Annotated in this window: 28 protein-coding genes and 1 tRNA gene; 16 read left to right on the top strand and 13 right to left on the bottom strand. The window is 71.2% G+C overall.

Annotated features, from left to right (window positions below; all coding sequences use genetic code 11):
• Window positions 1-70 precede the first annotated feature (70 nt).
• Window positions 71-901 carry a hypothetical protein gene (locus VGT80_RS03560; protein WP_327452954.1) on the bottom strand — a complete coding sequence of 277 codons (831 nt, stop codon included), beginning with the start codon at window positions 899-901 and terminating at the stop codon, window positions 71-73.
• A gap of 146 nt (window positions 902-1,047) precedes the next feature.
• Here VGT80_RS03560 and VGT80_RS03555 point away from each other — a divergent pair, with 146 nt between their 5' ends.
• The gene (locus VGT80_RS03555; RefSeq protein ID WP_327452952.1) at window positions 1,048-1,467 is read left to right on the top strand and encodes a helix-turn-helix domain-containing protein; all 420 of its coding nucleotides are present in this window, start codon (window positions 1,048-1,050) and stop codon (window positions 1,465-1,467) included.
• Window positions 1,468-1,476: 9 nt separating this feature from the next.
• On the opposite strand, the gene VGT80_RS03550 is transcribed toward VGT80_RS03555, so the two are convergent.
• Window positions 1,477-2,109, bottom strand: coding sequence for a TlpA disulfide reductase family protein (locus VGT80_RS03550; RefSeq protein WP_327452950.1), 633 nt, complete (start codon window positions 2,107-2,109; stop codon window positions 1,477-1,479).
• Between VGT80_RS03550 and argH the strand changes: the two genes are divergently transcribed.
• The 4 genes from argH to lysA are packed head-to-tail and all read left to right on the top strand — an operon-like array spanning window position 2,110 to window position 5,380.
• Window positions 2,110-3,531 carry an argininosuccinate lyase gene (gene argH, locus VGT80_RS03545; RefSeq protein ID WP_327452948.1) on the top strand — a complete coding sequence of 474 codons (1,422 nt, stop codon included), beginning with the start codon at window positions 2,110-2,112 and terminating at the stop codon, window positions 3,529-3,531. It begins immediately after the preceding gene.
• Window positions 3,528-3,791 carry a hypothetical protein gene (locus VGT80_RS03540; RefSeq protein ID WP_327452946.1) on the top strand — a complete coding sequence of 88 codons (264 nt, stop codon included), beginning with the start codon at window positions 3,528-3,530 and terminating at the stop codon, window positions 3,789-3,791. The genes argH and VGT80_RS03540 overlap by 4 nt, the downstream gene beginning before the upstream one ends.
• Before the next feature lie 19 nt (window positions 3,792-3,810).
• On the top strand, window positions 3,811-4,101 hold the full coding sequence (locus VGT80_RS03535) for a hypothetical protein (RefSeq protein WP_327452944.1): 291 nt from the start codon (window positions 3,811-3,813) through the stop codon (window positions 4,099-4,101).
• Between the two features lie 10 nt (window positions 4,102-4,111).
• Window positions 4,112-5,380 carry a diaminopimelate decarboxylase gene (lysA, locus tag VGT80_RS03530; RefSeq protein WP_327452942.1) on the top strand — a complete coding sequence of 423 codons (1,269 nt, stop codon included), beginning with the start codon at window positions 4,112-4,114 and terminating at the stop codon, window positions 5,378-5,380.
• A 298-nt stretch (window positions 5,381-5,678) separates the two neighbouring features.
• On the opposite strand, the gene VGT80_RS03525 is transcribed toward lysA, so the two are convergent.
• The 6 genes from VGT80_RS03525 to VGT80_RS03500 all read right to left on the bottom strand — a co-directional run bounded on the left by VGT80_RS03525 (window position 5,679) and on the right by VGT80_RS03500 (window position 10,295).
• Window positions 5,679-6,677, bottom strand: a complete 999-nt coding sequence (locus VGT80_RS03525; RefSeq protein ID WP_327452940.1) for an NAD(P)-dependent alcohol dehydrogenase — start codon at window positions 6,675-6,677, stop codon at window positions 5,679-5,681.
• A gap of 14 nt (window positions 6,678-6,691) precedes the next feature.
• Window positions 6,692-7,723 (bottom strand): hypothetical protein, encoded by a 1,032-nt coding sequence (locus VGT80_RS03520; protein WP_327452938.1) that lies wholly within the window; start codon window positions 7,721-7,723, stop codon window positions 6,692-6,694.
• A gap of 225 nt (window positions 7,724-7,948) precedes the next feature.
• A complete protein-coding gene (locus VGT80_RS03515) occupies window positions 7,949-8,362 on the bottom strand; it encodes a hypothetical protein (protein WP_327452936.1) in 414 nt (137 codons plus the stop codon).
• A gap of 76 nt (window positions 8,363-8,438) precedes the next feature.
• Entirely contained in the window at window positions 8,439-8,948 is a 510-nt protein-coding gene (locus tag VGT80_RS03510; RefSeq protein WP_327452934.1) for a 2'-5' RNA ligase family protein, read from the bottom strand.
• Entirely contained in the window at window positions 8,945-9,466 is a 522-nt protein-coding gene (locus VGT80_RS03505; protein ID WP_327452932.1) for a phosphoribosyltransferase, read from the bottom strand. The genes VGT80_RS03510 and VGT80_RS03505 overlap by 4 nt, the downstream gene beginning before the upstream one ends.
• On the bottom strand, window positions 9,459-10,295 hold the full coding sequence (locus VGT80_RS03500; RefSeq protein WP_327452930.1) for a DUF3426 domain-containing protein: 837 nt from the start codon (window positions 10,293-10,295) through the stop codon (window positions 9,459-9,461). Before VGT80_RS03500 ends, VGT80_RS03505 begins: the two co-directional genes overlap by 8 nt.
• Window positions 10,296-10,354: 59 nt before the next feature.
• Here VGT80_RS03500 and VGT80_RS03495 point away from each other — a divergent pair, with 59 nt between their 5' ends.
• From VGT80_RS03495 to VGT80_RS03480, 4 genes are read left to right on the top strand one after another with little or no spacing between them, the layout of a single operon-like run.
• Complete coding sequence (locus VGT80_RS03495) at window positions 10,355-11,077, top strand: cell division ATP-binding protein FtsE (protein ID WP_327452928.1); 723 nt, start codon at window positions 10,355-10,357, stop codon at window positions 11,075-11,077.
• On the top strand, window positions 11,074-11,964 hold the full coding sequence (locus VGT80_RS03490; RefSeq protein ID WP_327452926.1) for a cell division protein FtsX: 891 nt from the start codon (window positions 11,074-11,076) through the stop codon (window positions 11,962-11,964). The genes VGT80_RS03495 and VGT80_RS03490 overlap by 4 nt, the downstream gene beginning before the upstream one ends.
• Window positions 11,961-12,590 (top strand): YdcF family protein, encoded by a 630-nt coding sequence (locus VGT80_RS03485; protein WP_327452924.1) that lies wholly within the window; start codon window positions 11,961-11,963, stop codon window positions 12,588-12,590. Before VGT80_RS03490 ends, VGT80_RS03485 begins: the two co-directional genes overlap by 4 nt.
• 3 nt (window positions 12,591-12,593) lie before the next feature.
• Window positions 12,594-13,298 (top strand): lysophospholipid acyltransferase family protein, encoded by a 705-nt coding sequence (locus tag VGT80_RS03480; RefSeq protein ID WP_327452922.1) that lies wholly within the window; start codon window positions 12,594-12,596, stop codon window positions 13,296-13,298.
• Here VGT80_RS03480 and VGT80_RS03475 read toward each other — a convergent pair.
• The gene (locus VGT80_RS03475; protein ID WP_327452920.1) at window positions 13,295-13,822 is read right to left on the bottom strand and encodes a gamma-glutamylcyclotransferase; all 528 of its coding nucleotides are present in this window, start codon (window positions 13,820-13,822) and stop codon (window positions 13,295-13,297) included. The two genes, VGT80_RS03480 and VGT80_RS03475, sit on opposite strands and share 4 nt — an antisense overlap.
• A 27-nt stretch (window positions 13,823-13,849) precedes the next feature.
• Here VGT80_RS03475 and VGT80_RS03470 point away from each other — a divergent pair, with 27 nt between their 5' ends.
• Genes VGT80_RS03470 through VGT80_RS03460 form a run of 3 tightly spaced genes read left to right on the top strand, consistent with a single transcriptional unit; the run spans window position 13,850 to window position 16,460 of the window.
• Entirely contained in the window at window positions 13,850-14,893 is a 1,044-nt protein-coding gene (locus tag VGT80_RS03470; RefSeq protein WP_327452918.1) for a DUF2125 domain-containing protein, read from the top strand.
• Between the two features lie 22 nt (window positions 14,894-14,915).
• Complete coding sequence (locus VGT80_RS03465) at window positions 14,916-15,536, top strand: class I SAM-dependent methyltransferase (protein ID WP_327452916.1); 621 nt, start codon at window positions 14,916-14,918, stop codon at window positions 15,534-15,536.
• Window positions 15,537-15,581: 45 nt separating this feature from the next.
• Window positions 15,582-16,460 carry a Kdo hydroxylase family protein gene (locus tag VGT80_RS03460; protein WP_327452914.1) on the top strand — a complete coding sequence of 293 codons (879 nt, stop codon included), beginning with the start codon at window positions 15,582-15,584 and terminating at the stop codon, window positions 16,458-16,460.
• Between the two features lie 33 nt (window positions 16,461-16,493).
• Here VGT80_RS03460 and VGT80_RS03455 read toward each other — a convergent pair.
• A tRNA-Met gene (locus VGT80_RS03455) sits at window positions 16,494-16,570 on the bottom strand.
• Between the two features lie 103 nt (window positions 16,571-16,673).
• On the opposite strand from VGT80_RS03455, the gene VGT80_RS03450 reads away from it, so the two are divergent.
• Genes VGT80_RS03450 through VGT80_RS03435 form a run of 4 tightly spaced genes read left to right on the top strand, consistent with a single transcriptional unit; the run spans window position 16,674 to window position 21,589 of the window.
• Entirely contained in the window at window positions 16,674-17,702 is a 1,029-nt protein-coding gene (locus VGT80_RS03450) for a glycosyltransferase (protein WP_327452912.1), read from the top strand.
• Between the two features lie 3 nt (window positions 17,703-17,705).
• The gene (gene asnB / locus VGT80_RS03445; protein WP_327452910.1) at window positions 17,706-19,415 is read left to right on the top strand and encodes an asparagine synthase (glutamine-hydrolyzing); all 1,710 of its coding nucleotides are present in this window, start codon (window positions 17,706-17,708) and stop codon (window positions 19,413-19,415) included.
• A 9-nt stretch (window positions 19,416-19,424) separates the two neighbouring features.
• Entirely contained in the window at window positions 19,425-20,675 is a 1,251-nt protein-coding gene (locus VGT80_RS03440; protein WP_327452908.1) for a PQQ-dependent sugar dehydrogenase, read from the top strand.
• A 47-nt stretch (window positions 20,676-20,722) separates the two neighbouring features.
• The gene (locus VGT80_RS03435) at window positions 20,723-21,589 is read left to right on the top strand and encodes an alpha/beta hydrolase family protein (protein ID WP_327452906.1); all 867 of its coding nucleotides are present in this window, start codon (window positions 20,723-20,725) and stop codon (window positions 21,587-21,589) included.
• Between the two features lies 1 nt (window position 21,590).
• On the opposite strand, the gene VGT80_RS03430 is transcribed toward VGT80_RS03435, so the two are convergent.
• The 3 genes from VGT80_RS03430 to VGT80_RS03420 all read right to left on the bottom strand — a co-directional run.
• Entirely contained in the window at window positions 21,591-22,541 is a 951-nt protein-coding gene (locus VGT80_RS03430) for an NAD(P)H-dependent flavin oxidoreductase (RefSeq protein WP_327452904.1), read from the bottom strand.
• A 17-nt stretch (window positions 22,542-22,558) separates the two neighbouring features.
• Window positions 22,559-24,541 carry a M1 family metallopeptidase gene (locus VGT80_RS03425; protein ID WP_327452902.1) on the bottom strand — a complete coding sequence of 661 codons (1,983 nt, stop codon included), beginning with the start codon at window positions 24,539-24,541 and terminating at the stop codon, window positions 22,559-22,561.
• 63 nt (window positions 24,542-24,604) lie between these two features.
• The coding region (locus VGT80_RS03420) for an FAD-dependent oxidoreductase (RefSeq protein ID WP_327452900.1) at window positions 24,605-24,940 on the bottom strand (336 nt) is incomplete at its 5' end.

Raw genomic sequence — 24,940 nt, 5'->3', positions numbered from 1 at the left:
TTTCGGAATCACCGCTCGGGTGAGGCCGAGTTCGGCGGTGACTCGGTCACCAAGAGCTTAACCGGCCTGTTCAGTGCGGCGGGTCGAGGGGTTCGCCGGGCGGCGACTGGCTCAGGACGTCGTCCAGGGTTGCGGCCTGCCGGAAGGTGAAGGGTCGGGCGGGCGGCTGGGTCGCAAAGAGCGGCCGCGGCGCGGGGCGATGGCGCACGCTGGCCTTCAGCAGCTTCGGCCTGGGGGCGACCGGGTGGCGGACGTGGCGGGCCCTCAACAGGTGCGGCCGGGCGGCGGGCGGCCGCGCGTGCACGGCCTGGATCCTTGGCTGCGGCGGTTTCGCCTTGGGCAGGACGGCCGTGGTCAGGGCGGCGACCTGGGCCAGGCGGTTGTGGGCGTCGACGCCCTCCGGCAGCGCGCTGCGGGCCAGGGCCAGGCCGCGGTCGCCGGAGCCGCTGAACCAGCCGGCCTGACCTTGCGATCCGTCCCCCGGCGCCACCTCGGCGGCGTAGATGTCGTAGGCGAGGCAGTAGTCAAGGGTCGTCGGGGCGGCCGGCACGGCGCCGGCGCAGGCCTGGGAGGCCCGCACCAGGGCCTCGGGCCCGCCTGTGCTGTAGGCCTGCCTGACGTCGGCCCAGGCCCGTCGGACCTGGTTCGCATCAGGATCGGCGGCGTCGTAGCGCACCGGTTGGGCGGCCGCCGCCGGCGGCGGCGCGGGCGCGGCGGCCGGGACGGCGGCGATGTCGGCCGAACGGTCGGGGACGGCGAACCACCAGGCGAGGCTTGCCGAGGCCGCGGCCGCGACGAGGGCCGCCAGCACGATCCCCAGCCGCGAGGGGGGCGCCTCGTAGGGCTGCGCTTCCCCTTGGGGCGCATGGGTTTCCAGCCCGGCTCGCGCTTCCTCCGCCATGGCCAAGGCAACTCGGCAGCGCGGCTTCGGTTGCAGTTCGCGTAACGACGCTCTTTTCAAACCGGAAACATTCGCTTTATGCTGCGGCGGTCAGAGCGCGGGGGCTGTTCGCCCCCAAAAGAACGCTCGGCCGATGGGAGAGACATGTGGCTGAGCGATCCGCCAAGGCGCCGGACCCTATGGATATTGCGCTGGGCGCGGCGGTGAGACTGCGGCGCAAGACCTTGGGAATTTCGCAGGAAGCGCTGGCCGAACAGTGCGGCATCAGCTTCCAGCAGATCCAGAAATACGAGAACGGCGCGAACCGCATCTCCTTCTCGCGCCTGGTGCAGATCGCCCGCGCGCTGCGCTGCCGGGTGGTCGATCTGCTGGAGGTGCTGGACGCGCCGGACCGCGAGTCGCCGGCCGACATCGACATGCTGGCCCGGATGCGGACGCCGGGCGCGGTGGAGCTGCTGGCCGCCTATGAGCGGCTGAACGGCGAATCGCGCATGGCCCTGGTGGGCCTGCTGCGCACCCTGACCCTGCAGGCCGAAGCCCGCGCCAAGGCGCGCATCGTCGCCTAGGACCCGCCCCTACTCCGCCAGCACCTTGTCGATCACCGTCTTGGCGCCCGGGCCCGACCAGTCCGCCTCGCCGGAGATGCGGCCGCGCTCCAGGCCGTCCTTGCCGAGGATCAGGGTGGTGGGCATGCCGCTCGCCGCCGGCTTCAGGGCCCAGGGCAGCTTGGCCTCGGGATCGTTGTAGAAGCCCAGCGGCGCATTGGCCGCGATGAAGGCCTTCGCCGCCGCCAGCTCCTCGGGCTTGTCGATGGAGACCGCCACGACCTGGACGGGCTGGCCGGCATATTGCTGCGCCAGCTTGGCCAGCGTCGGCATCTCGATCTTGCAGGGCCCGCACCAGGTGGCCCAGATGTTCATGATCACCACCTTGCCCTTGAAATCGGCCGGCCTGAGCGTCTTGCCGCGGGCGTCGTGGAAGGCGTAGGCGGGCGGCGCCTGGCCGTCCGCGGGGTGCTCCAGCTTCCTGGCGACATCGTGCGTCTCGCTCGCCACAGGGACCGGGACGGAGACCACGGTCTGCGGCGGCGGCTTGGTCGAAGCTTGGGCGATGATGTAGATAACCGCCGCGACGCCGATCAGCGCGGCGCCCCAGAGGGCCCATTTGAGAAGCCCGCCCCTGGGCCTGGCCGCGGATTGATCGCTCATATGACAGACTCATCCTCTGACGCCCAAAAGCCCCCAGCCGCTGCTGGACAGGCGATGTGGGGCGGCCGCTTCTCCGAGAAGCCGGCGGAGTTGATGCAGGCGATCAACGTCTCCATCGGCTTCGACCGCCGGCTCGCGGCGCAGGACCTGGCGGGGTCCCGTGCGCACGCGGCGATGTTGCGTAAAGTCGGCGTCATATCAAGCCAGGATGAGGCGGCGATCCAGCAGGGCCTGAACGCCATCGAAGCCGAGATCGCGGCCGGGACCTTCCCGTTCCGCGAGGAATTCGAAGACATCCACATGAACGTGGAGGCCCGCCTCACCGAGCTGATCGGGCCGGCGGCCGGGCGGCTGCACACGGCGCGCTCGCGCAACGACCAGGTGGCGCTCGACTTCCGCCTGTGGGTGCGCGACGCCTGTGACCGGACCGGCGCCCAGATCAAGACGCTGCAGCGCGCCCTGATCGCCAAGGCCGAGCCGCACGCCGATGCGGTGATGCCCGGCTTCACCCACCTGCAGCCCGCCCAGCCGGTGACCTTCGGCCACCATCTGATGGCCTATGTGGAGATGTTCGGTCGCGACGCCTCGCGGTTCGCCGACGCGCGGGCGCGGATGAACGAAAGCCCGCTGGGCGCCGCGGCGCTGGCCGGCTCGCCCTTCCCGATCGACCGGCGCCAGACGGCCGAGGCCTTGGGCTTCGATCGGCCGACCGCCAATTCGCTGGACAGCGTCGCCGACCGCGACTTTGCGCTGGAAGCGCTCGCCGCGGCCACCATCTGCGCCACCCACCTGTCGCGGCTGGCGGAGGAGATCGTCATCTGGATGACGCCGCAGTTCGGCTTCATCCGGCTCACCGACGCCTTCACCACCGGCTCCTCGATCATGCCGCAGAAAAAGAACCCGGATGCGGCCGAGCTGGTGCGCGCCAAGGTCGGGCGGCTCCTGGGCTCTTTCACCCAGCTCGTGGTGGTCATGAAGGGCCTGCCGCTGACCTATTCGAAGGACATGCAGGAGGACAAGGTCCCGACCTTCGAGGCTTTCGACGCGCTGGAACTCTCGCTGGCGGCCATGGCCGGCATGGTCGCGGACATGCAGCCCATCGTCGAAAACATGGCGAGAGCGGCCGGCGCCGGCTATTCCACCGCCACGGACCTCGCCGACTGGCTGGTTCGAGAGCTCGGCCTGCCGTTCCGCGAGGCGCACCACATCACCGGCGCGGCGGTGAAGCGGGCCGAACAGCTCGCCTGCGACCTGCCCTCGCTGCCGCTTTGCGAACTTCAGGCCTTGGAACCGAAGATCACAGAGGGCATCTACAAGGTGCTGACGCCGGAAGCCTCGGTCGCCAGCCGTGTAAGTCATGGTGGGACGGCGCCGGACCAGGTGCGGGCCCAGATCCAGCGTTGGAAGGAAATCCTGGGATGAGGCGACTGTTCGCCGCCGCCGCTGCGATCGCCGCGACCTGCGCGCTCAGCGCCGGTCTGGCCGGCTGCGGGAAGCTGGGCTCCCTGGAGCGCCCCGGCCCGATGTTCGGCCATCCGACCGCGGAGGCCCAGCCCGGCCAGCGCCAGGACCCCAACCGGCCAGTCACGACGGTCGATCCGCGCGATCCCAACAGCACGCCGGGCCAGGACCAGCCGGCGTCGCCCGCACCGGTGGCGCCGCCGCCCCCCACCCCGCAGTGAGCTTGGGCAGGAGATTCCCATGAGCCGTCCGACCTCCGCCCCGATCGCCGCCCTGCTCGCCGCCGTGGCCCTGAGCGGCGGCCTCGCCGGCTGCGCCCAGATGGGCCTGGGCGGCCATGGCGCCGGGGCCGGCAACCAGCCGCGCCAGGCGCAGGATCCCAATCATCCCACCGCCACCATCGACCCCCGGGACCAGAGCGCCTCGCCGGCGCCGCCGCGCACCCTGCCGATCCCCGGCTCGGGCCAGAATCCGACCGCCTCGGGCCCGCAGGGCGCGCTGGCCGATCCCTATTCCAACCCCCCGAGATGAACCTTTCCCGATGAATCACTTCGAGCTGCGCGGGGGCGAGCTCGCTTGCGAAGGCGTGCCCTTGAGCCGCATCGCCCAGGCCGTGGGGACGCCGGTCTACGTCTATTCCTCCGCGACGCTTGAGCGGCATTACACGGTGCTGCGCGACGCCCTGAAGGGCGCCGGCCTCGGCGAGCCGCTGATCGCCTTTGCGGTGAAGGCCAATTCCAACGTGGCGGTCCTGAAGACGCTGGCGAAGCTGGGCGCCGGCGCCGACGTGGTCTCCGAGGGCGAAGTCCGCCGGGCGCTGGCGGCCGCAGTGCCGCCGCAGCGAATCGTCTTCTCCGGCGTCGGCAAGACAGCCGGCGAAGTGGCCTTCGCGCTGAAGGCCGGCGTCGCCGAGATCAACGTCGAATCCGAGCCGGAGCTGAAGCTTGTCGATGAGGTGGCCCAGGGCTTGGGCGTCCGCGCCCGCATCGCCATCCGGGTCAATCCGGACGTGGAGGCCGGCGGCCACGCCAAGATCTCCACCGGCAAGGCGGAGAACAAGTTCGGCGTCTCCTTCGCCGAGGCCGAGCGGCTCTATGCCAACGCCTCCAACGCCGGGGGCCTCATGCCCGTGGGCGTCGCCTGTCACATCGGCAGCCAGATTACCGACCTGGCGCCCATGGAGGCGGCCTTCACCAAGATGCGCGGCCTGGTCGAACGGCTGCGCGGCCAGGGCCTTTCCGTGGAGCGGCTCGATCTCGGCGGCGGGCTGGGCGTGCCCTATTTCAACATGCCGACGCCGCCCGGGCCGACCGAATACGCCGCCATGATCGGCCGGGTGATGAAGGGTCTCGACATCGCCTTCGCCTTCGAGCCGGGCCGGGTGATCGCCGCCAACGCGGGCGTGCTGGTGGCCCGCGTCCAGCACGTCAACGAACGTCCCGAAGGCCGGAAATTCCTGGTGCTCGACGCGGCGATGAACGACCTGCTCAGGCCCGCCATGTACGACGCCTATCACGACATCCGCCCGGTCGCGCCGCGCGACGGCGAGCCGGTGACCTACGACGTGGTCGGTCCCATCTGCGAGACCGGCGACACCTTCACCCGCGACCGCGCCCTGGCCCCGATGCAGGCCGGCGACCTGGTGGCCTTCATGACCGCCGGCGCCTACGGCGCGGCCATGGCCAGCGAATACAACAGCCGCCTCCTGGTCCCCGAGGTGCTGGTCAAGGACGACCAGTTCGCCGTGGTCCGGCCCCGGGAGAGCTACGAGGAGATGCTGGCCCGCGAGCGGCCGGCGCCGTGGCTGTAGCTCGTCGCGTCAGGCCTGCGCCATCTGCTCACGCACCCGCAGCTCGACCGGGCCGGCGACCGGGCGTTCGAAGGGGATCATGTTGCGGAACACGACGATCTCCCAGCCGTCGCCGGACCACCGGCTTGGTCTGGCCGCGGGTCCAGACGCCCCTGGCCTGATCCTTCGCTGCGCCTTCTGGGCAGATGTCGAACATCTCGCACTTCGAGCCGGCCGGCGCTTGCAGCTGATGTCGCTGGCGGCGACCTCGGTCTTCCAGCGGCGGACGGCCTCGTCGAGGCCGGCAGCTTGAATTCACTCAACGGGCCTGAGCGGCTTCGAGCGGGTCGTCCGCGACGACCTCGATCACGACGATGCCGGCCTTTTGGCCCGCCGCGACATAGCGGTAGGCGTCGGCGATCGCGTCCAGGGGATAGGTTCGATCGACGACCGCGCGGAACTGGCCGGCCTCCATGCGGGTCTTCAGGAACGCGACAAACGCGTGGCCCCCGCCCCGGGGCGGCAGGGGCACGACGACTCGGTCGTTCCTGGCGATCGCCGACCACAGCAGCAGCGGCAGGTACTGCCCCCAGGGTCCGGCGTCCGTCGCCATGAACCTGCCCTTGGGTTTCAGCAGTCTGCGGCACCGAAGGTAGCTGGTCTTCCCGACCGCCTCGAAGACGAAATCGAAGCGCTCGCCGAGGCGGCTGAAGTCCTCCGCCGTGTAGTCGATGACGCGGTCCGCGCCGAGGGACCTGGCCAGCTCCAGATGTCGCGTGGCGACGACGGCGGTCACCTCCGCGCCACGGGCTTTCGCAAGCTGCACCGCAGAGGAGCCGATGGCCCCCGAGGCGCCGTAGATCAGGATCTTGTGGCCAGGCCCGACGTCGAATTTCTTCAGCCCGCTGTCGGCATAGTAGGCGCCCTCGCAGACCACGGCGTCTGCAAAGCCCAGGCCTGCCGGCATCAGGGCGATGGGGCCGCTCTCGGGGACGCAGACGTATTCCGCCTGAGCGCCATTGCCCTGGTGCGGGCACATGCCGAACACGCGATCGCCCGGCTTGAGCGCGATGACGTCGGCGCCCACGGCTTCGACCACGCCGGCGACGTCGAGGCCGAAGATCGTGCGGCGCGGCCGGGTAAGCCCGAAGAACAGCCGCCCCAGGATGCCGGGTCGCAGCTCGCCGTCATCCGTCCGATTGACCGTCGTCGCATGGACGCGGATCAGGACCTCTCCCGCTGCGGGCGCCGGCTTTGACACGTCGCCTATCTGCACGACGTCCGGCGAGCCGTAGCGCGGTATCACGGCGGCGCGCATCGTCGGACTGTCCGTCACCGCGGGGCGCCCGGCTTCGCGGCCGGCGCGGGCTTCGCAGCCTCGGCGGCGGCCTGCCGTTCCTGGTAGCGCGCGCCGGCCAGGGCGTTGGCGACGCCATAGTTCCCTTCGTGGCAGGCGTATTCATAGATCGGGCCCTTGGTCGGCCGAAACGACATCTCGGCGCGCCAGGGCTTGGAGAAGATCACCGGATCCTCGACCGTGAACTCATAGAGGATCTCGTCCTTGGAGGTTCGCGTGAACCGCTCGCGCACGATCGAGTCCGGCCGGTAGGCGAACACCCCGAACACGCCGCCGATCAAGGTCCCCTGCGGGTGGAAGTTGGTGCTCTCCACGACCAGGGTGTCGCCCTCCCACCAGCCCACCGAGTCGCCCATCCACCGCCGCACGGCGGCCGGCCCATGCGCGCGGTCCGTCAGGCGGATGATCCGGACATCGTGGTTCATCTCGACCTCGATGGCCACATGGTCGCGGGTCTGGACGATCTGGTAGTTGGCGTTGAAGCCGGTGTTCATCATCGGCGGCCCCTCGGGCGAGCCGATGGCGGTGACGCAGCGTTCGGTCATCGGGCGCACCTCCGGCCCGTCGTACTGGTTGCCCCTGCTCATCGTCTTGGCCAACGCCTTGCCGGCGTCGGTCAGCGGGATCTGCCCGTCGGCGGGCTCCACGATCCATGACGAGCGGAGCTGGCCGCCGACGCGGGCGAGGTTGAGGTCCATCTCCAAGTATTCGGTGTTCTCCACCGCCTTGGCGACATCGGGCGCAGGCTTGTTGGGATCGATGGGGGCCGTGCTGAGGATGTTGCCAAGGAAGCCCAGGAACATCGTCTTGAACGCCGCGGCCTCGGCGGGCGTCGGGACCAGGCCTTTGATCATCGGCGGCCGCGCCAGCATGGTCATGGCGGAGTTGGTCCACAGGCCCTGCAGGTCGGGCTGGCCGTAGGCGGTGCGCGGCGGCCGGTACGCGTGGGCGTCGGCGGCGCTGGCGGCCAGGGCCGCTACGACGATCAGCGCGGATAGATGGCGCATGGCTGCTCTCCGGTCGACCGGGCCGGCGCTGGCCAGGGCCGAAAGCTGACCCGGCCGCGCGAGCCGTGACCGCCAGGGTAGGCGGGTGGGTCCGCGCAGCCACGGCTCCAGGCATCAAAAAGATGACTACCGGTGACAGGCGCCGCCGCCCATCGCCGCCGTCGCAATGGCCGCTGGGCGGCGCCGGGTCCCGAGAACAGCCCGGGATGACGGCAATTGGGGTGGCTACTTCGACGCCAGGTCCGCGCAGCCGACCGGATCCACGGCCTTGGTCTGCGTGCGGGCCCAGACGCCCTTGGCTCGGGTGAACAGAGCCGCCGCCGAGGCCGGCGTGGGGGCGCCCTTGTCGTCGTAGCCCGACCAGCTCATGTCGGCGACCAGCTTGGCGGTGACGCCCTTGGCCTGGTCCTGCGGCGTGATGGTCCGCTGCGCCTTGCAGGAGATGTCGAACATCTCGCACTTCGAGCCGGCGGGCGCGCGTTTGCAGCTGATGTCGCTGGCGGCGACCTCGGTCTTCCAGCTGCGGATGGCGTCGTCGAGGCCGGCGTAGGGGTCGCTGCTCGCGGTCGATTTGGGCTGGCCGCTGCAGCCACCCACGAGGAGCAGTCCCAGCATCAGTGCGGCGGAAGTCTTGATCACGTCGTCGTCGCTCCAGGATATCGAACAAGCGCGCAAGCCGAGCCGCACGGATGCGGCAGCCCTAAGGCCAACCAGCTTACGCCAAAAGGAAACGATCCACTTCCCGCCACTTGCGACGGATGGTGGTGAAAAGCGAGGCGCCGTCCACGCGCTGGACGACCGGCGTGGCGAGGCGCGCGCGAACCTCCGGCTCCAGCGCCCCCAGGTCAAGCCCGTCGCCATGCGCCACGGTCACATGCGGGATGATCGTCTCGAACTGGCCGCCATAGGGCGGATAGTCCGGAAACACCGCCGCGATGGCGCGCACCATGGCCAGCAGCGGCTGCGCAGGCTCGGGGGCGATCCATAGCACCTCGGGGAAACGGCCGATGCGCGAGAAGCTGAGATCGAAGGCCGGGACGCCGCGGAAGACCTCCGCGAGGCGGCCCCGCTGGGTGGGACCGAGCTTCACCGGATCCATGAACGGATAGAGGAGCGTGACGTGAGCGGGCATGCCCTGGCGCGCGGCGGGATCGTGGACGGCCCGCAGATCGGCGATCCGCGGCTCCAGCTCGGGCGTCAGGATCACCACTCCCGAAGAACTCAATCGAGCGCCCCGACATAGGGCAGGCCGCGCAGGGTCCCGGCGGCGTCCATGCCGTAGCCCACCAGGAAGCGGGCCGGGGCCTCCCAGCCGACGAAGTCCGGCTCGATGGCGCGCGGCGTCGGCCAGGGCTTGCGGGCGAAGACCGCGGTCAGCACCTCCGCGGCGCCGGCGTCGCGCACCAGGCGGGCGGCTTCGGAGAGCGACAGGCCGGTGTCGAAGACGTCGTCGACGATCAGCGCCTTGCGGCCGTGCAGTGGCCGTTGCAGGTCGGCGCGCACCTCGCAGCGGCCGAGGCTGGCGCGCTCGTCGCCGTAGGACGCGAGCCACAGCGCGTCGAAGCTGAGGTTGCGGCCCAGCCGCGCCAGGGCGCGCGTCAGGTCGGCGCAGAACCACAGGCCGCCAGTCAGCAGGCAGACGGCCACCGTTTCGTCGTCGACGCGCGGAGCGATGACGCCCGCCATCTTGGCGACGCGCTCGGCGATCTCCGCTTCGGGGAGCAGGACCGTCGGGTCAGCCATGTTCGGCAAGCGATTCCGGCGAGCCCGCGGGCAAGGGCTGGGCTTCCACCGGCGCCGCTGGACCGATGGCGACCGGCGCGGTGGCGCTCTGCCGGCCGGCGGTCTCGAAGACCACCTCGAGGTCGCGGGCGTTGGCGGGCGGGTCGGTGATGGCGATGGCGAAGTGGCGCGTGGCGCCGGCCGGCACCCTGGGATCGATCGGCCGCACGATCTTGGCGGAGATCGCCTTGCCGGCCCGGTCCAGCAGGTTGACGCGGATGGAGGGCGCGTTGACCGCGGCCTCCTTCACATTGCGGATCGCCCCGGTGATCGACAGCACCGGGCGGCCGCCCAGGAAGGTGGGCTCGGCGTGGACGCCCTCGATCACCAGACCGACGCTGTTCTCCGGCATGCCGAGGCCCGCATAGGCGGCCTGGCTCTTGGGCCACAGGCGCACGACCTGACTGCGGAAGAGGATGGCGCCAGCCACCAGGGCCACGACCAGGACGGCGGCGGCGGCCAGGGTCAGCACCTTGCCCTTGGTGTCGCCGCGCGGGTTGGCGGCGGGGCGCGGCGGCGGCCGGCGGCTCGGCTCCGCCTCGACGGCCACGATCTCCAGATCGTCGGCGTCCAGCGGCGCGGCGGCGGCGGGCTGATCGGCGACCGCGGCCGGCGCCACCGGCGCAGGCGCGACGGCAGGCTCCGGATCGGTGGAGGTGAATTCGCCGGTTTCGCGCTTGGCGGTCCACCGATGGGCGCAGCTGGCGCACTTCACAGTCCTGCCGGCTTCGGGGATGCGTGAATCATCCACGAAATAGCTGGTGGCGCACTCTGGACAGGTCAGTATCATTCGCGGCGAATCGGACGCTTCCAGCAACCCTGCTCCCGAGGTCGCCGATTTCGGCCCCGATGTCCAGAAACCCGAGCGCCGCTGCGGCCTTCACGGCCGAGGGCGAGATCGTCCGTTTCGAGAATGTCTCCATGCGCTACGGCGAGGGGCCGGAGGTGCTGAGCGCGCTCGACTTCGGGCTGGCGCCGGGCTCGTTCCACTTCGTCACCGGCTCCTCCGGCGCAGGGAAGACCAGCCTCCTGCGCCTGATATCGCTGGCCGCGCGGCCCACCCAAGGCCGCATCGAGATCTTCGGCCAGGACGCCGCCCGGGCCGGGGCGAAGACGCGGCCGGCGCTCAAGCGGCGCATCGGAGTGGTGTTCCAGGACCTGCTGCTGCTCGATCACCTCTCGGTGTTCGACAATGCGGCCCTGCCGCTGCGCATCTCCGGAGGCCGGCCCTCCGACTATCGCGCCGACGTGGCCGAACTGCTGAACTGGGTCGGCCTGGGCGGGCGGATGGACTCGCTGCCCCCCACCCTGGCCGGCGGCGAGCAGCAGCGGCTGGCCATCGCGCGGGCCGTTGTGAACCGCCCCGAGATCCTGCTGGCCGACGAGCCGACCGGCAACGTCGATCACGAGATGGCGCTGCGCATCTTCCGCCTGTTCGTGGAGCTGAACCGGCTGGGCACCACCGTGCTGATCGCCACCCACGACCAGGACCTGGTGGCCCGCTCCGCGCGACCGGTGCTGCACCTCGACAAGGGGAAGATGACCTTCCGGCCCGCGCAGGCCGCGCCATGAGCGATTTCAACGCCGCCAAATGGCGCCCGGCGCCCCTGCTGCCGAAGGACGGCTCGCGCTCCGGCTCGCTGCTGTTCGTGGTGGCGACCCTGTGTTTCCTCGCCTGCCTGACCGCCATCGCGGTGATCGCCTCGGATCGCGCGGCGCGCGGCTGGGTCGGACAGCTGGACGGCGAGGCGACGGTGATCGTGCGGCCCAGGCGCGGCGAGACGCCGGACGCCGCCGCGGCGCGGGCGGCCGAGGCCCTGGCCGGCGTGACCGGCGTCGCCGAGGCCCGGGCGCTGGAGCCGCAGAAGGCCTACGACCTGATCCGTCCCTGGCTGGGGGATATCTCGGACCTCGAGGATCTCCCGGTGCCGCGGCTCGTGGCCGTGACGCTCGACCGCAAGGCGCCCGCCGACGCCGCCCGCCTGGCGCAGGCGCTGAAGGCCCAGGACCTCGACGCCTCGGTCGACGACCACAGCCTGTGGATCAAGGACATCCGCCGCTCGGCCAACCTGGCGCGGGGGCTGGGGGCGGTGGTGTTCCTGCTGATCGCCGGCGCGGCGGGCGCGGTGGTGGCCTTCGCCACCCAGGCGGGGTTGGCGGGCCGGCGCGACGTGGTCGAGGTGCTGCACCTGTCGGGCGCGGAAGACAGCTATATCGCCAGCCTCTTCCAGCTGCGGTTCGCGCGCATGGCGGCGATCGGCGGAGTGATCGGCGCCGGCGTCGCGGCCGGGCTGGGCGCAGTGCTGCGGCTGGCCGGCGGCGCCCAGGGGCTGACGCCCGCCCTGCCGATCGCCTGGAGCGACCTTGCCGTGGCGCTGGCCTGCCCGCTGGCCGCCGCCCTCGTGGCCGCGGTCGCCGCACGACTGACCGCCTCGGCCCTGATCCGGGACATGGAATGAGGAGCGTCGCCGCCTTCCTGGTCGTGGTCCTGATCTGGACCGCGGGGCTTACGGCCTTCGCCAGCCGCGTGCAGCAGTCGACGCCCGCGCCGACGCCGCAGCGGGCCGACGGCATCGTGGTCCTGACCGGCGCCGCCAGCCGCGACCGGATCGCCGCCGGCGTCACCCTGCTTTCCGACAACTATGGCCGCCGCGTGCTGGTGTCGGGCGTCAATCGCGACCTGACCCGCGAGGACGTGCGCAACGTCTCCACCGCCGTGAAGCGGCTCTACGACTGCTGCGTGGACCTGGGCTTCAGCGCCCTCGACACCGTGGGCAATGCGCGCGAGACCGCCGACTGGGCCAAGGCCATGCGCTTCAACAGCCTGATCGTGGTCACCGCCGACTACCACATGCCGCGCGCCATGCTGGAGCTGCGCGCGTTGCTGGACCGCCAGGGGGTGCAACTGCAGGCCTATCCGGTCGCCACCCAGGCGTTCAACGCCCGGCGCTGGTGGCGCTCGCCGCAAGGGACCCGGTTGCTGGTGGTGGAATATTGCAAGTATCTGGCGATCCTCGGCCGCGAACTGGTCCTGAGTCTCGGTCCCCGCGACCGGGGCCATCCCGCGGCGCCGCAGAAGGGCTGATCCTTGATCGCCGTCCGATCCTTCCTCTACGTGGCGCTGTTCTACCTCTGGACGGTCCTCGTCTGCCTGGTCTGCACGCCGCTGCTGTTCGGCCCGCAGCGCTGGTCGCTGCGCATGTTCAACATGTGGGGGCGCGGCGTGCTCGGCCTGCTGACCATCTGCGGGATCAAGGTGGAGCTGCGCGGCCGCGAGAACATCCCGCGCGGCGCAGCGATCGTCGCCCCGAAGCACCAGTGCATGCTCGACGTCTTCGCCCAGTTCACCTACCTCCCCGGCTCGGTGTTCGTGATGAAGCGCGAGCTCGGCTGGATCCCCTGGTTCGGCTGGTACGCCGCCAGGGTGGGCACCATTCCCATCGACCGCAGCGGCCACGCCTCGGCGCTGAAGAAGATGGTCCGCCAGGCCAAGGCCATGTTCGCCAAGGACCGCCAGGTGGTGATCTTCCCGGAAGGCACCCGCGGCCAGCCGGGCGTGCCCGGCGACTACAAGCCCGGCGTGGCGGCGCTCTACCGGGAGCTGGACGTGCCGGTCTATCCGGTGGCCACCAACTCCGGCGTCCACTGGCCGGCGCACGGATTTCTGCGCCACCCCGGCACCATCGTCTTCGAGTACCTCGAGCCGATCCCGCCGGGCCTGAAGCGGGCGGAGTTCATGCGCATCCTGGAAGAGCGCATCGAGACGGCGTCGGCGAGGTTGTTGGCGCTCTAGCCTTTTCCCTCCACCAGCCCGAGCAGCGTCTCCATGGCCTGGTCCCGCACGCCCATCTCGCGCAGGTGAGCCACGAGATCGCGCAGGTAGTCGAGGTTGCGGCCCGAAAGGCCGGTCGCGCCGGCGATCAGCTCGGCCTGGCGCCCCAGGCTGAGCGCGCCGGCCCACTGCGGATGGCGGACGTCGGAGAGGAAGACCAGGCAGTCCACGCGGCGGCCGTCGGCCAGGCGGACGGGGCGCGTGGCCTCCACATAGGTCTCGGTGGGCTGCTCGCGCTCCATCAGATAGGCGTGGACCTGCGCCCAGTCGGGCTCGGCGATACGGTAGGCCATGCCGCGGGTCGCCCCGCCAGGCGCCAGGCCGAGCACCAGGCCGGGGCGTTCATAGGTGCCGCGATGATGGACGGAATAGATGCAGAAGGCCCGACGGCGTCCGTGTAGGGTGGCCGCCGCCCGCTCGGCGTAGGGGAAACCCGGACGCCACATCAACGAGCCGTAGCCGAAGACCCACCGCGCGTCCGACACTCCCGCCCCGCCTTGCCTGAAAGTCACATGTCTCTGCCCGATCCCGCGCCGCCCCGCAAACTCAGCCGGTGGGGCCTCTACGGTCCGTTCATCCTGCTCCTGGTCGTCGCGGCGCTATGGTCGGGCGGGTGGGTCTGGGCGCGCGGCCAGGCTCAGGCGCGGATGGACGTCGCCGTCGCCGAGCTCACCCGCGCCGGCTACCAGATCGGCTGGAAAGAGCGCGACATCGGCGGCTACCCGTTCCGGATGGACGTGACGCTCACCGAGGCCACGATCCGCGAGCCCTCCGGCTGGGCGCTGCAGGCGCCCAGGCTGGAGGCCGAGGCCTATATGCACGCGCTCGGCCACTGGCTGATCGCCGCGCCGCAGGGGATCACCTTCGTGCGGCCGGAGGCGGGGCCGGTGACGGTGAGCGGCAAGCTGATCCGCGCCAGCCTGACCGATTTCGACAAACGTCCGCCGAGCTTCGACCTCGAGGGCGTCGGCCTGAGCTTCCAGCCGCAGCCCGGGGCGCAGCCCTTCTCCCTGTCAGCCGCCGAGCGCGTGGAGTTCCACCTGCGCGCCGGGCCGGACGACGAGGGCGGGGTGTTCCTAAACGTGCAGAACGGCAAGGCGAGGCTGTCGGGCCTGTTCGCCCGCATCGCCGGGGACAAGCCGATCTCCATCGTCTGGAACGCCACGCTCTCGAAGATGAGCGCCTTCGACGGCCCAAGCTGGCCCGCCGCCGTGCGACGTTGGACCGACGCGGGCGGGCAGATGAGCCTGCGCCAGGCCGGCGTTACGGCCGGGGACGCCCTGATCGGCGCGACGTCCGGAACCCTGACGGTGGGCGCCGACGGACGACTGCGCGGCGAATTGCCGGTGACCGTGCGCCAGGCGCCGCGGGCGCTCGGGGCGCTGGGCGAAGGCGGCGCCATTCCGCGCGACCAGGCGCAGGCCGCCGCCGACGTCGCCCAGGCCCGGGAAGAGGCCAACCAGACCGCCCACATCGCCCTGGACTTCCAGGCCGGCCGGACCACACTCGGCCCGGTCGCCATCGGGCCCGCGCCGAAGGTCTACGATCCGCGCTGAGGGGCCGCGAAAGGGGGACGTCATGGCTTCGCTCTACGACCGCTTCATCCTGCCGAAGCTGCTCGGCCTGGCCTGTTCGTCGCCGCCGATGATGAAGCAGCGGGCGAAGATCGTGCCCAGGGCGCAGGGCCGGGTGCTGGAGCTCGGCATCGGCATGGGCCTGAACCTGCGCTTCTACGATCCGGCCAGGGTGAGCGAGGTGACGGGCGTCGATCCCTCGCCGGAGCTGCGCGCCGTAGCCGAGGCGGCCGAGCGCGATCCAGGGCTGAAGGTGCGGGTCGAGGATGGCGACGCCGAGGCCCTGCCCTTCGAGGATGGAAGCTTCGACACCGTGGTCTGCACCTTCACCCTCTGCTCGGTCTGTACGCCGGGCGCGGCGCTCAGCGAGGCGCGCCGGGTGTTGAAGCCCGGCGGCCGGTTCCTGTTCTGCGAGCACGGGCTGGCGCCGGACGCCGGCGTCGCCAGGTGGCAGCGCAGGATCGAGCCGGTCTGGAAACGCATCGCCGGCGGCTGCCACCTGACCCGGCCGGTGACCTCGGCGATCCAGGCGGCCGGCTTCACCATGGAGAGCGTCGAGACGATGTATGTGCCGCGCACGCCGAAGATCGCCGCCTGGAACGAATGGGGCGCCGCGCGGCCATGAGCCGGGGTCCGCGTAGGACGCGCGCTGGTGTATGTTGAGAGTCCGATGCCCGCCCAAACCGCCCCCGCCAAAACCCAGCCGCCCGTCGCGGTGCTCAGCCGCCAGGATCCGAAGGGCCAGGCCGCGCGCCTCTTGGAGCACGGCTCGGTGCTGCTGCTGCCCGACCTCGACTTCGATATCGCGGGCTTCGAGGACGCGCTCTACGCCCAGGTCTCGAATGAGGGCGTCAAGAACATCAGCTACAACCCGGCCACCGGCGAGCTGAAGGGCGCCGCTGCGGAGGGCTTCGCGCGCGAGCAGCTGGTCGAAATCGTGGCGCGCTATTCGCGGTGGGCCGAGGACCTGGTCCGCGAACTGATGCCGGCCTATGGGGCCAAGCTGCAGGTGGGCCGCACCAGCTGGCGGCCGCGCTCGGCCGACCACAACCTCTCCAAGCGCAAGGACGACCGGCGCCTGCACGTGGACGCCTTCCCCTCCACGCCGCTGCAGGGACGGCGGATCCTGCGGGTGTTCCGCAACGTGAACCCAGCGGGCGAGTCGCGCTACTGGCGGGTGGGCGAGCCGTTCGCCGACTATGCCGGGCGCTTCCTGCGCAACGCCCGGCCGATGGCGCCGGGCGCGGGGGCGCTGCTGCAGGCGCTGGGCGTCACCAAGGGCCGGCGCACCGCCTACGACCAGCTGATGCTGCAGCTGCACGACCAGGCGAAGGACGACGACGGCTATCAGGCCGCCGCGCCGCACTGGGACGTGAGCTTCCCGCCGGGCGCGACCTGGATGGTGTTCACCGATGCGGTGGTGCACGCCGCGCTGGGCGGCCGCTACGCCTTCGAGCAGACCTTCTACCTGCCGGTGGCGGCGATGGAGGACGAGGCGGCCTCACCGCTGCGCACCCTGGAACGGCTGACCGGCAAGGCGCTGGTCTAGGGCGGCGCACGCAGGATCTGCGCCGGGGGGTCCTGGTGGCTGGGGGCGGGCTCGAACCGCCGACCTGTGGGTTATGAATCCACCGCTCTAACCAGCTGAGCTACCCAGCCAGGAACCCCCGCGCGGTGCGCGAGGCGCGGTTTATAGGGTTTCGCCCCCGCCCCTTCAAGCCGCTTGGGCTGAGCCGTTCTACCGGTTAGGTTCGCCGCTTCGATGAGCGTCCTGCAACTCCTGGGAACGGCTGGCGAAGGCGGGGCGGAGACCTACTTCGTCGACCTCGTCGCGGCCCTGTCGCGCGCCGGCGTCCGCCAGGCCGCCGCCGTCCGCCGCCACCTCCTGCGCGAGGCCGCCCTGACCCGGGCCGGCGTGCCGGTGGAGGTGTTCGGCTTTTCCGGCGCCCTCGATCTCCTGACCCGGCCGCGACTGGCGGGGTTCGCCCGGCGTCAGCAGACGACGGTGGCGCTGGCCTGGATGAGCCGGGCGGCGCGGCATACGCCCAAGGGGCCGTGGGCGCGGATCGGGCGGCTCGGAGGCTACTACAACCTCAAATACTACAAGGGCTTCGACCTGCTGGTCGCCAACACCGAGGACATCGCCGACTGGATCGTGTCACAGGGCTGGCCGGCCGGCCGGGTGCGCTGCATCCCGAACTTCGCGACCGCGCCCGCCGAGGCGCCCGCGCTCGACCGCGCGAGCCTGGAGACGCCCGCGGATGCGCCCCTGCTGCTCGGCATGGGTCGGCTGCACGACGCCAAGGCCCACGACGTCAGCCTGACCGCCCTGAAGTCGTTGCCCGACGCCTACCTGTGGATCGCGGGCTCCGGACCCCTGGAGGCCAAGCTGAAGGCCATGGCCGAGGGCCTGGGCGTGGCCGATCGGGTGCGGTTCCTCGGCTGGCGGACCGACCCCTCGGCGCTCTATCGGGCGGCGGATGTCTGCGTCTTCCCCTCGCGCTACGAACCCCTGGGCAATGTGATCATCCAGGCCTGGGCGCACGGCCTGCCGGTGGTGGCGGCCGAGAGCCAGGGTCCCCGGGCGTTGATCCGCGAGGGTGAGGACGGATTGCTGGTCCCGATCGACGACGCCGAGGCGCTCGCCGAGGCGGTCGGGGGCCTGCTCACCGCGCCGCAGCTGCGCGCAACGCTCGCGGCAGCGGGGCTGAAGCGGGTGGACGCCGAGTTCTCACAGGCCGCCGTGGTCGACCAGTGGACCGACCTCTTCGCGCAATACGGAGCGGCCTGAGGCATGTGCGGCATCGCAGGCGTGCTGGCCGGCGGGCCCAAGGCTGCGGCGGTAACGGAGGCGATGGCCCAGGCGCTGACCCATCGCGGCCCGGACGGCATCCGGCTGGAGGCGGCCGCGGGCGCGGCCCTGGCCCATGCTCGGCTGTCGATCATCGACCTGGAGGGTGGCTGGCAGCCGCTGCACGCCGCCGGATCGACGGTGATCGGCAACGGCGAGATCTACAACTACGTCGAGCTCGGCCAGCAGTTCGGCCTCGAGGACCAGCTCGCCACCGGCTCCGACTTCGAGCCCTTCCTGCACATCTACGCCCGGGAGGGCGAGGCGGCCTTCGAGCGGCTGCGCGGCATGTATGCGCTGTGCCTGATCGGCGCCGACGGCAAGACCTGGCTGGCGCGCGATCCGTTCGGCATCAAGCCGCTCTACATCATGGAGCACGACGGGGGCCTGGCCTTCGCCTCCGAGCCGCGCGCCTTCTTCAAGGCCGGCCTGATGGCCCCGGTGCTGAACGAAGAGCCGGCCAAGGAGCTGCTGGCCTTCAACTACACGCTGGCCGAACGCACCGCCTTCCAGGGCCTGCGCCGGCTGGTTCCCGGCGAGATCGTCGAGGTGCGGGGCGGCCGGATCGTCTCGGGGCGGCGCAAGGCCGCCCTGTCCCGCGCACCGGCGGACGCGGCGGGCGATGAAGCGACGTTGATCGGCCAGCTCGACCGCGTGCTGGAGGACAGCGTCCGCGTGCACCAGCGCTCCGACGTGCCCTATGGCCTGTTCCTCTCGGGCGGCATCGACAGTGCGGCCATCGCCACCCTGATGTCGCGGCTGAACGAGCGGCCAGTGACCGCCTTCACCTGCGGCTTCGACGCGCCGGGCGCCAAGGACGAGCGGGCCCAGGCCGAGCGGGTGGCGCGCGCGCTGAACCTCGACTGGCGTGAGACCCGCTTCGACGAGGCGGACTTCTGGCGCGTGTTGCCGGAGGTCGCCTGGGCGCTGGACGACCCGACCACCGACTATGCCACGCTGCCGACCTACAAGCTGGCCGAGGCCGCCAAGGGCGCGCTGACCGTCGTGCTGACCGGCGAAGGGGGCGATGAGCTGTTCGGCGGCTACGGCCGCTATCGCCGGGCGCTGCGGCCGTCCTGGCTGGGCGGCCGCCCGGCGGAGCCGCAGGGCGCGACGCCTGCAATGCTTGCCCGCTGGCGCGACGAGGCCCGCGCGCCGAAGGGCCTGACGCCCCTACAGGCCGCCCAGTGGGCCGACGTGGCGACGTGGTTGCCCAATGACCTGCTGCTCAAGCTCGACCGCTGCCTGATGGCCCACGGGCTGGAGGGCCGCACGCCATTCCTCGATCCGGAGGTGGCGCGGTTCGCCTTTCCCCTGCCCGACCGGTTCAAACTGCGCGGCCGCTACGGCAAATGGATCCTGCGCAAGTGGCTGGAAGCCCATTGCCCGGCGGCCGAGCCCTGGGCCCGCAAGCAGGGCTTCACGGTGCCGGTGGAGGCCTGGATCGCGCCGCGCGCCAAGGCCATCGGCGACCGGATCGCCGGATTGGAGGCCGTGCGGCGTGTGAAAAGCGCCGAAGAGGTTCAGGCTGTCTTCGCAAAAGAGGATGCGGCCGGACGCTGGCCGTTGTTGTTCTTCGCGGTCTGGTCGCTGATCCACCTGGAAGGCGCATCCCCCAAGGCCGCGCTCGAGGCGGCGGCCGGGCCCATCTGAGGATCCGCCATGCGCCCGCTCCTCCCGATCCTGTTGGCCCTGCTGCTCGCCGCCTGCGGGGCGCGGGAGAGCCAGGGCGCCGCGGCGGCTTCGGCGGCGCGCGTCGGAGGCGCCCCGGCTCCGGCTCCGGAAGAGACCGATCCGCCGAACGCCAAGGGCCAGCACCCGGCCTTCCCCGGCCAGACCCGCGCGCCCGCGCTGACCACCGCGACCGCCTTCCAGGTGCAGACCATCGCCAAGGGCCTCGACCATCCGTGGGGCGAGGTGTTCCTGCCGGATGGCCGGCTGCTGGTGACCGAGCGGGCGGGACGGCTGCGCATCCTCACCCGCACAGGCGCGATCTCGCCGCCACTGGGCGGCGTGCCGAAGGTGGTGACGGGCGAGCAGGCCGGGCTGTTCGACGTGGCGCTGGACCCGCACTTTCCCGCCAACCGACTGGTCTACATCAGCTACATGGAATCCCGCGGCGGCGGCTCGGGCCTGACGGTGGCGCGCGGCCGGCTGGTGGAGAACGGCGCCGTCGCCGTCCAGAACCTGCAGCCGATCTTCCGCGCCCAACCGGCCATGGGCGCGCTCGCCAACATCGGCGGCCGGCTGGCGTTCGCCCCCGACGGGACCCTGTTCGTGACGGTCGGCGACCGCTTCACGACCGACGGCCAGGCCCGCGCCCAGACGCTGGACAACGACATCGGCAAGGTCGTCCGGATCAATCCGGATGGCTCGGCCCCCAAGGACAATCCCTTCGTCGGCAAAGCGGGCGCTCGCCCCGAAATCTGGTCCTACGGCCATCGCAACCCCGAGAGCGCGGTGATCGACCCCTGGACCCACAGGCTGTGGACCATCGAGCACGGCCCGCGGGGCGGCGACGAGGTGAACATCCCCGAGGCCGGCAAGAACTACGGCTGGCCGGTGATCTCCTATGGCGAGGACTATTCCGGACGTCCGGTGGGGCGCGGCATCACCGCCCAGGCCGGGATGGAGCAGCCGATCTACTACTGGGACCCGGTGATCGCGCCCTCGGGCATGGCCTTCTATGACGCCAACCTGTTCCCGGCCTGGAAGGGCAGCCTGTTCGTGGGGGGCCTGGCCTCCACCCACCTGGCGCGGCTGACGCTGAAGGGCGATCGGGTGGTCGGCGAGGAGTGGCTGCTGCAGGACCTGGGCTGGCGCATCCGCGACGTGATCGTCGGACCCGACGGCGCGCTTTGGGTGCTGACCGACGAGGCCAATGGGCAGGTGTTGCGGATCGCCCCGAAATAGCGGCTAGGCTGGGGCCGGCGGTTCAACGGGGGATGATGATGAAGTCGATGCTGCTCGCCGCCTGCGCCGCGATCTCGCTGGTCGGCGCGAACGCCCAGGCCAGGGCGATCGCCCTGCCGCCCGCGGCGATCTACACCGACCCGCCGGCCGACAAGGTCCATCCGGCGCGGATGGAGGTGCTGCACATCCCGAGCGGCGGGGTGGAGATCAATGGCGTCGCCTATCTGGCCGCCGGCCCCGGGGTGCATCCCACCGTGGTGCTGTTCCACGGCCTGCCGGGCAACGAGAAGAACCTCGACCTTGCCCAGGCCATCCGCCGCGACGGCTGGAACGTGGTGACCCTCAACTACCGCGGCTCCTGGGGCAGTCCCGGGACCTTCAGCTTCAAGGGCAACCTGGAGGACGCGCAAGCGACGCTCGCCTATGTGCGCAGCCCGGCGGTCGCGGCCAAGCTCGGCGTCGACACCCGCAGGATCGTGGTGATGGGCCACAGCATGGGCGGCTGGGTGACGGCGGTCACCGGCGGGCGCGACCCGGCGCTGGCCGGCGCGGCGCTGATCTCGGCGGCGGACATGACCTCGGCCGCCAAGGGTCCGCCAGCGGTTCGGTTGAAGCTCGCCGAGGACAACCACGAGTCGCTCAACGTCGGCCTGCAGCCGATGGCGGACGAGGTGGCGACCTTGGGGCCGGAGCTCAGCTTCGCCGCGGCCGCGCCCGGCCTCGCCAGGCATCCGCTGCTGGTGCTGACCTCCGACGACGGGCTGGGTCCGCGGGCCGAGGCCCTGGCCGCCGAGGTCCGCAAGCGCGGCGGCCGGGTGACCACGGCGCACGCCGCCACCGACCACGGGTGGAGCGACAAGCGGATCCGGCTGGAGAGCGAAGTGCTGACCTGGCTGGACAGCCTGCCGAAGTAGCTCAGGCGGGGTGCGCGGCCTTGCCGTACCTCGCGCCCATCTCGCTCATCACCGCCTCGAACTCGGCGATCGTCTCGCGCAGGATCTGGGCGACCGGCTTCACCTCGTCGATGCGTCCGGCGACCTGGCCGGACAGCGCGATCGAGGCCTCCATGTCGCCGCCGAAGTAGAGGTCGAGCGCGCGACCGAACTCGCCCATGATGTTCTCCGGCGGCTCCTTCTCGAACTTCGTGGTCTTCTCGGTGCGCAGGGCCCGGAGCGCAGGTCCTGGGCCGAAGCGGTTGAGGAAGACCGTGTCGGTCTCCTTCGCCCCGAGGATCATGTCCTTCCAGTTCTGGTGCACCGGGCTCTCGGCGGCGGAGACCATGCGGGTGCCCATCTGCACGCCCTCGGCGCCCAGGCAGAAGGCCGCCGCCATGGAGCGTCCGTCGACGATGCCGCCGGCCGCGATCACCGGCACGCCGACCTTCGAACAGACCAGCGGCAGCAGGACCATGGTCGCCACCTCGCGGCTGTTCTTGAAGCCGCCGCCCTCGCCGCCCTCGACCACCAGCCCGTCGACGCCGGCCTCGATGGCCTTCATGGCCGCGGCCAGCGACGGCACCACGTGGAACACGGTCAGGCCGCGACCCTTCAGCGCCTCGCAGTAGCGGTTCGGGTCGCCCGCCGAGGTGGTGACGAACTTGACGCCCTGGTCGGCCACGAAGGAGACAATGTCCGGGTCGCGCACGAAGGCCTGGGCGACGTTGATGCCCCACGGCTTGTCGGTGAGGCCGCGCATTTTCTTCACTTCCTCGCGCACCTCGTCGAGGCGCCCGGACGAGGTTTCGATAATGCCGAGGCCGCCGGCGTTGGAGACGGCGCTGGCCAGCTGCGCCCGGGCGATCCAGCCCATGGGCGCCTGGACGATCGGGTATCTGACCCCCAGCAGCTCCGTGATGCGGTTCTTCATTTGCGGCCTCTCCGAGATCAGGGTCTGGCGCTGTTGTTGGACCGGTCGGCGTCGGGCAGCCGCCGGTCGGGATCGATGGTGGCCTCGATGATGGTCCCGGCGGGGACGGCGAAGATGTGGCTGGCGTTCTGCATCCAGGTCTCCACCGGCACGCGCAGGTCGCGCTTCTGGCCGCTGGCGTAGGTGATCCGTAGCGTGGCCGGCAGCACCAGTTGGCCGAGGTTGGCGACCGTCACCTCGGCGCCCTTGGCCGGGTCGCCGTCGACGTAGCGGACCGCGGTCACCGCCAGGTCGTGGGTCCAGTTGTTGAAGTACCAACCGCGCCAGAACCAGGAGAGGTCCTCGCCGCCGGCGCTCTCCATCGCCCGGAAGAAGTCGGAGGGCTTGGGGTGCTTGTAGGCCCAGTCGGCGATGAACTTGCGGAACGCGGGGTCGAACCGCTCGGGGCCCAGGATGTCCTCGCGCAGCAGGGTCAGGCCGTAGGCGGATTTGAAGTAGGTGACCGGGTGCCGGTAGGTCTCGCGGATGGCGTCGGCGCGGGTGAGGATCACCGGGGCGTCCGGGTCGGCCAGCAGGGCCGCGATCTGTTCGCCGGGCGTGCCCTTGCCCGGCGCATATTCGCTATCGCGCTTGGGCCCGTAGACGCCGCCCTTGAAGTCGTCGGACTCGTAGGTGTCGATGAAGGTGTTGAAGCCCTCGTCCATCCAGGCGTCGCGCCGCTCGTCGAAGCCGACCACCATGGGAAACCAGGTGTGGCCGATCTCGTGGGCGGTGATCCAGAACAGCACCTTGCCCTTGTCCTCGATGCCGTCGAACAGCAGGCCCGGATATTCCATGCCCGAGGCTGGGCCCGCGACGTTGATGGCGTTCGGCCAGGGATAGGGGAACCAGCGGCTTGAGAAATGCTCGACGGCGTCCTTCAGATATTCGGTCGAGCGGCCCCAGGCGGGGTCGCCCGCGCTTTCCACCGGATAGACGGACTGGGCGAGCGCGGTCTTGCCGTCGGGCAGGTTGATGCGGGCGGCGTCCCAGACGAAGGCGCGCGAGGCGGAGAAGGCCACGTCGCGGGTATGGTCCATGTGGAAGCGCCAGGTCCGGGTCGAGGTGGCGGCCGGCGGCCGGCCCGCGGCGGCGACCACCTCGTCCGGCGTCCGGATCATCACCGTCGCGTCGCTGGCCCGCGCCGCGTCGAGGCGGGCGCGCTGGACCGGCGTCAGCACCTCCTGGGGGTTCACAAGCTGGCCTGAGCCCGCGACGATCATGTCGGCGGGGACCGTCACCGCGTAATCGAAGTCGCCGTATTCCAGATAGAACTCGTTGGCCAGGTAGGGGAGCGTGTCCCAGCCGCGCACGTCGTCATAGACCGCCACCCGCGGATACCACTGGGCGAGGTCGAAGATCGGGCCGTGGCGGCTGTCGCCCCAGGCCATGCGTCCGCCGAAGGCGCTGGGGATGGTGAAGTGGTAGCCGACGTGCAGCTTCAGCTGGCCGCCGGCGCGCAACGGCTGCGGCAGGGCCACCCGCATCCGCGTGTCGCTGACCAGGTGGCCGGCGGGGACCAGGCGGCCGCCCGCCTCGATCTGCACGGCGTCGATGGCATAGCCGTCGGTGAACTGGCGCGGCAGCCGGCGGCCGCCGGCCATGGCCTGGGCGCGGCTGTCGGGGCGGTAGATGTTCTGGTCGAGCTGCAGCCACAGCGCGTCGAGCGTGTCGGGGCTGTTGTTGGTGTAGGTGATCGTCTCCTCGCCGGTCAGCAGCTTGGCGGCCGCGTCGAGGCGCGCTTCGATCCGGTAGTCGGCGCGGTTCTGCCAATAGGCCGGCCCCGGCGTCCCGGCCCCGGTGCGGATGCTGTTCGCCGGCTGCGGCAGCGCGAGCGGGGCGAAGGTCTTCAGCGGGTCGTAGCGGCTCGCGGGCGCGGCCGGCGCCGGCTGGGCCAGGGCCGTGGACAGCGGCGTCACGGCGAGCGCCATGGCCAGGACGACGAACGCGCGCAACGACATGATCTTCCCCGGACTTGCCTGGCCGGCATCTGGCGCAGGCGCGGCGCCGGAGGCAAGGCCGAGCTAAAGGCCCAGGCGGCCCGCGGCCTCTTCCCCGATGGCGAGCGAGGAGGTCAGGCCCGGGCTTTCGATGCCAAACAGGGCGACGAGGCCGGCGAGGCCATGGCTGTCGGATCCATCGATGCGGAAGTCGCCCTGCGGCTCGCCCGGGCCGTGCAGCTTGGGGCGGATGCCGGCGTAGTCGGGGCTGAGCGCGCTGTCGGGCAGGCCCGGCCAGAACTTGCGGATGTATTGGGCGAAGGCGTCGGCCGCGGCCGGGTCGACGCTGTAATCCAGCTCATCCACGAAGATCAGGTCCGGCCCGAACACCGCCTGGCCGCCGAGGTCGCGGCGGTAATG

Source organism: Phenylobacterium sp., from assembly GCF_035944335.1.
GTDB lineage: Bacteria > Pseudomonadota > Alphaproteobacteria > Caulobacterales > Caulobacteraceae > Phenylobacterium.
Note: the sequence above shows the minus strand (reverse complement) of the source record. Positions and strands in the feature narration are given on the sequence as shown.

Coding starts and splice junctions, on each gene's coding strand:
- VGT80_RS03560 (WP_327452954.1), bottom strand. CDS start 901: ATGGCGGAGGAAGCGCGAGCCGGGCTGGAAACCCATGCGCCCCAAGGG.
- VGT80_RS03550 (WP_327452950.1), bottom strand. CDS start 2,109: ATGAGCGATCAATCCGCGGCCAGGCCCAGGGGCGGGCTTCTCAAATGG.
- argH (WP_327452948.1), top strand. CDS start 2,110: ATGACAGACTCATCCTCTGACGCCCAAAAGCCCCCAGCCGCTGCTGGA.
- VGT80_RS03540 (WP_327452946.1), top strand. CDS start 3,528: ATGAGGCGACTGTTCGCCGCCGCCGCTGCGATCGCCGCGACCTGCGCG.
- VGT80_RS03535 (WP_327452944.1), top strand. CDS start 3,811: ATGAGCCGTCCGACCTCCGCCCCGATCGCCGCCCTGCTCGCCGCCGTG.
- lysA (WP_327452942.1), top strand. CDS start 4,112: ATGAATCACTTCGAGCTGCGCGGGGGCGAGCTCGCTTGCGAAGGCGTG.
- VGT80_RS03525 (WP_327452940.1), bottom strand. CDS start 6,677: ATGCGCGCCGCCGTGATACCGCGCTACGGCTCGCCGGACGTCGTGCAG.
- VGT80_RS03520 (WP_327452938.1), bottom strand. CDS start 7,723: ATGCGCCATCTATCCGCGCTGATCGTCGTAGCGGCCCTGGCCGCCAGC.
- VGT80_RS03505 (WP_327452932.1), bottom strand. CDS start 9,466: ATGGCTGACCCGACGGTCCTGCTCCCCGAAGCGGAGATCGCCGAGCGC.
- VGT80_RS03500 (WP_327452930.1), bottom strand. CDS start 10,295: ATGATACTGACCTGTCCAGAGTGCGCCACCAGCTATTTCGTGGATGAT.
- VGT80_RS03495 (WP_327452928.1), top strand. CDS start 10,355: ATGTCCAGAAACCCGAGCGCCGCTGCGGCCTTCACGGCCGAGGGCGAG.
- VGT80_RS03490 (WP_327452926.1), top strand. CDS start 11,074: ATGAGCGATTTCAACGCCGCCAAATGGCGCCCGGCGCCCCTGCTGCCG.
- VGT80_RS03485 (WP_327452924.1), top strand. CDS start 11,961: ATGAGGAGCGTCGCCGCCTTCCTGGTCGTGGTCCTGATCTGGACCGCG.
- VGT80_RS03470 (WP_327452918.1), top strand. CDS start 13,850: ATGTCTCTGCCCGATCCCGCGCCGCCCCGCAAACTCAGCCGGTGGGGC.
- VGT80_RS03465 (WP_327452916.1), top strand. CDS start 14,916: ATGGCTTCGCTCTACGACCGCTTCATCCTGCCGAAGCTGCTCGGCCTG.
- VGT80_RS03460 (WP_327452914.1), top strand. CDS start 15,582: ATGCCCGCCCAAACCGCCCCCGCCAAAACCCAGCCGCCCGTCGCGGTG.
- VGT80_RS03450 (WP_327452912.1), top strand. CDS start 16,674: ATGAGCGTCCTGCAACTCCTGGGAACGGCTGGCGAAGGCGGGGCGGAG.
- asnB (WP_327452910.1), top strand. CDS start 17,706: ATGTGCGGCATCGCAGGCGTGCTGGCCGGCGGGCCCAAGGCTGCGGCG.
- VGT80_RS03440 (WP_327452908.1), top strand. CDS start 19,425: ATGCGCCCGCTCCTCCCGATCCTGTTGGCCCTGCTGCTCGCCGCCTGC.
- VGT80_RS03435 (WP_327452906.1), top strand. CDS start 20,723: ATGCTGCTCGCCGCCTGCGCCGCGATCTCGCTGGTCGGCGCGAACGCC.
- VGT80_RS03430 (WP_327452904.1), bottom strand. CDS start 22,541: ATGAAGAACCGCATCACGGAGCTGCTGGGGGTCAGATACCCGATCGTC.
- VGT80_RS03425 (WP_327452902.1), bottom strand. CDS start 24,541: ATGTCGTTGCGCGCGTTCGTCGTCCTGGCCATGGCGCTCGCCGTGACG.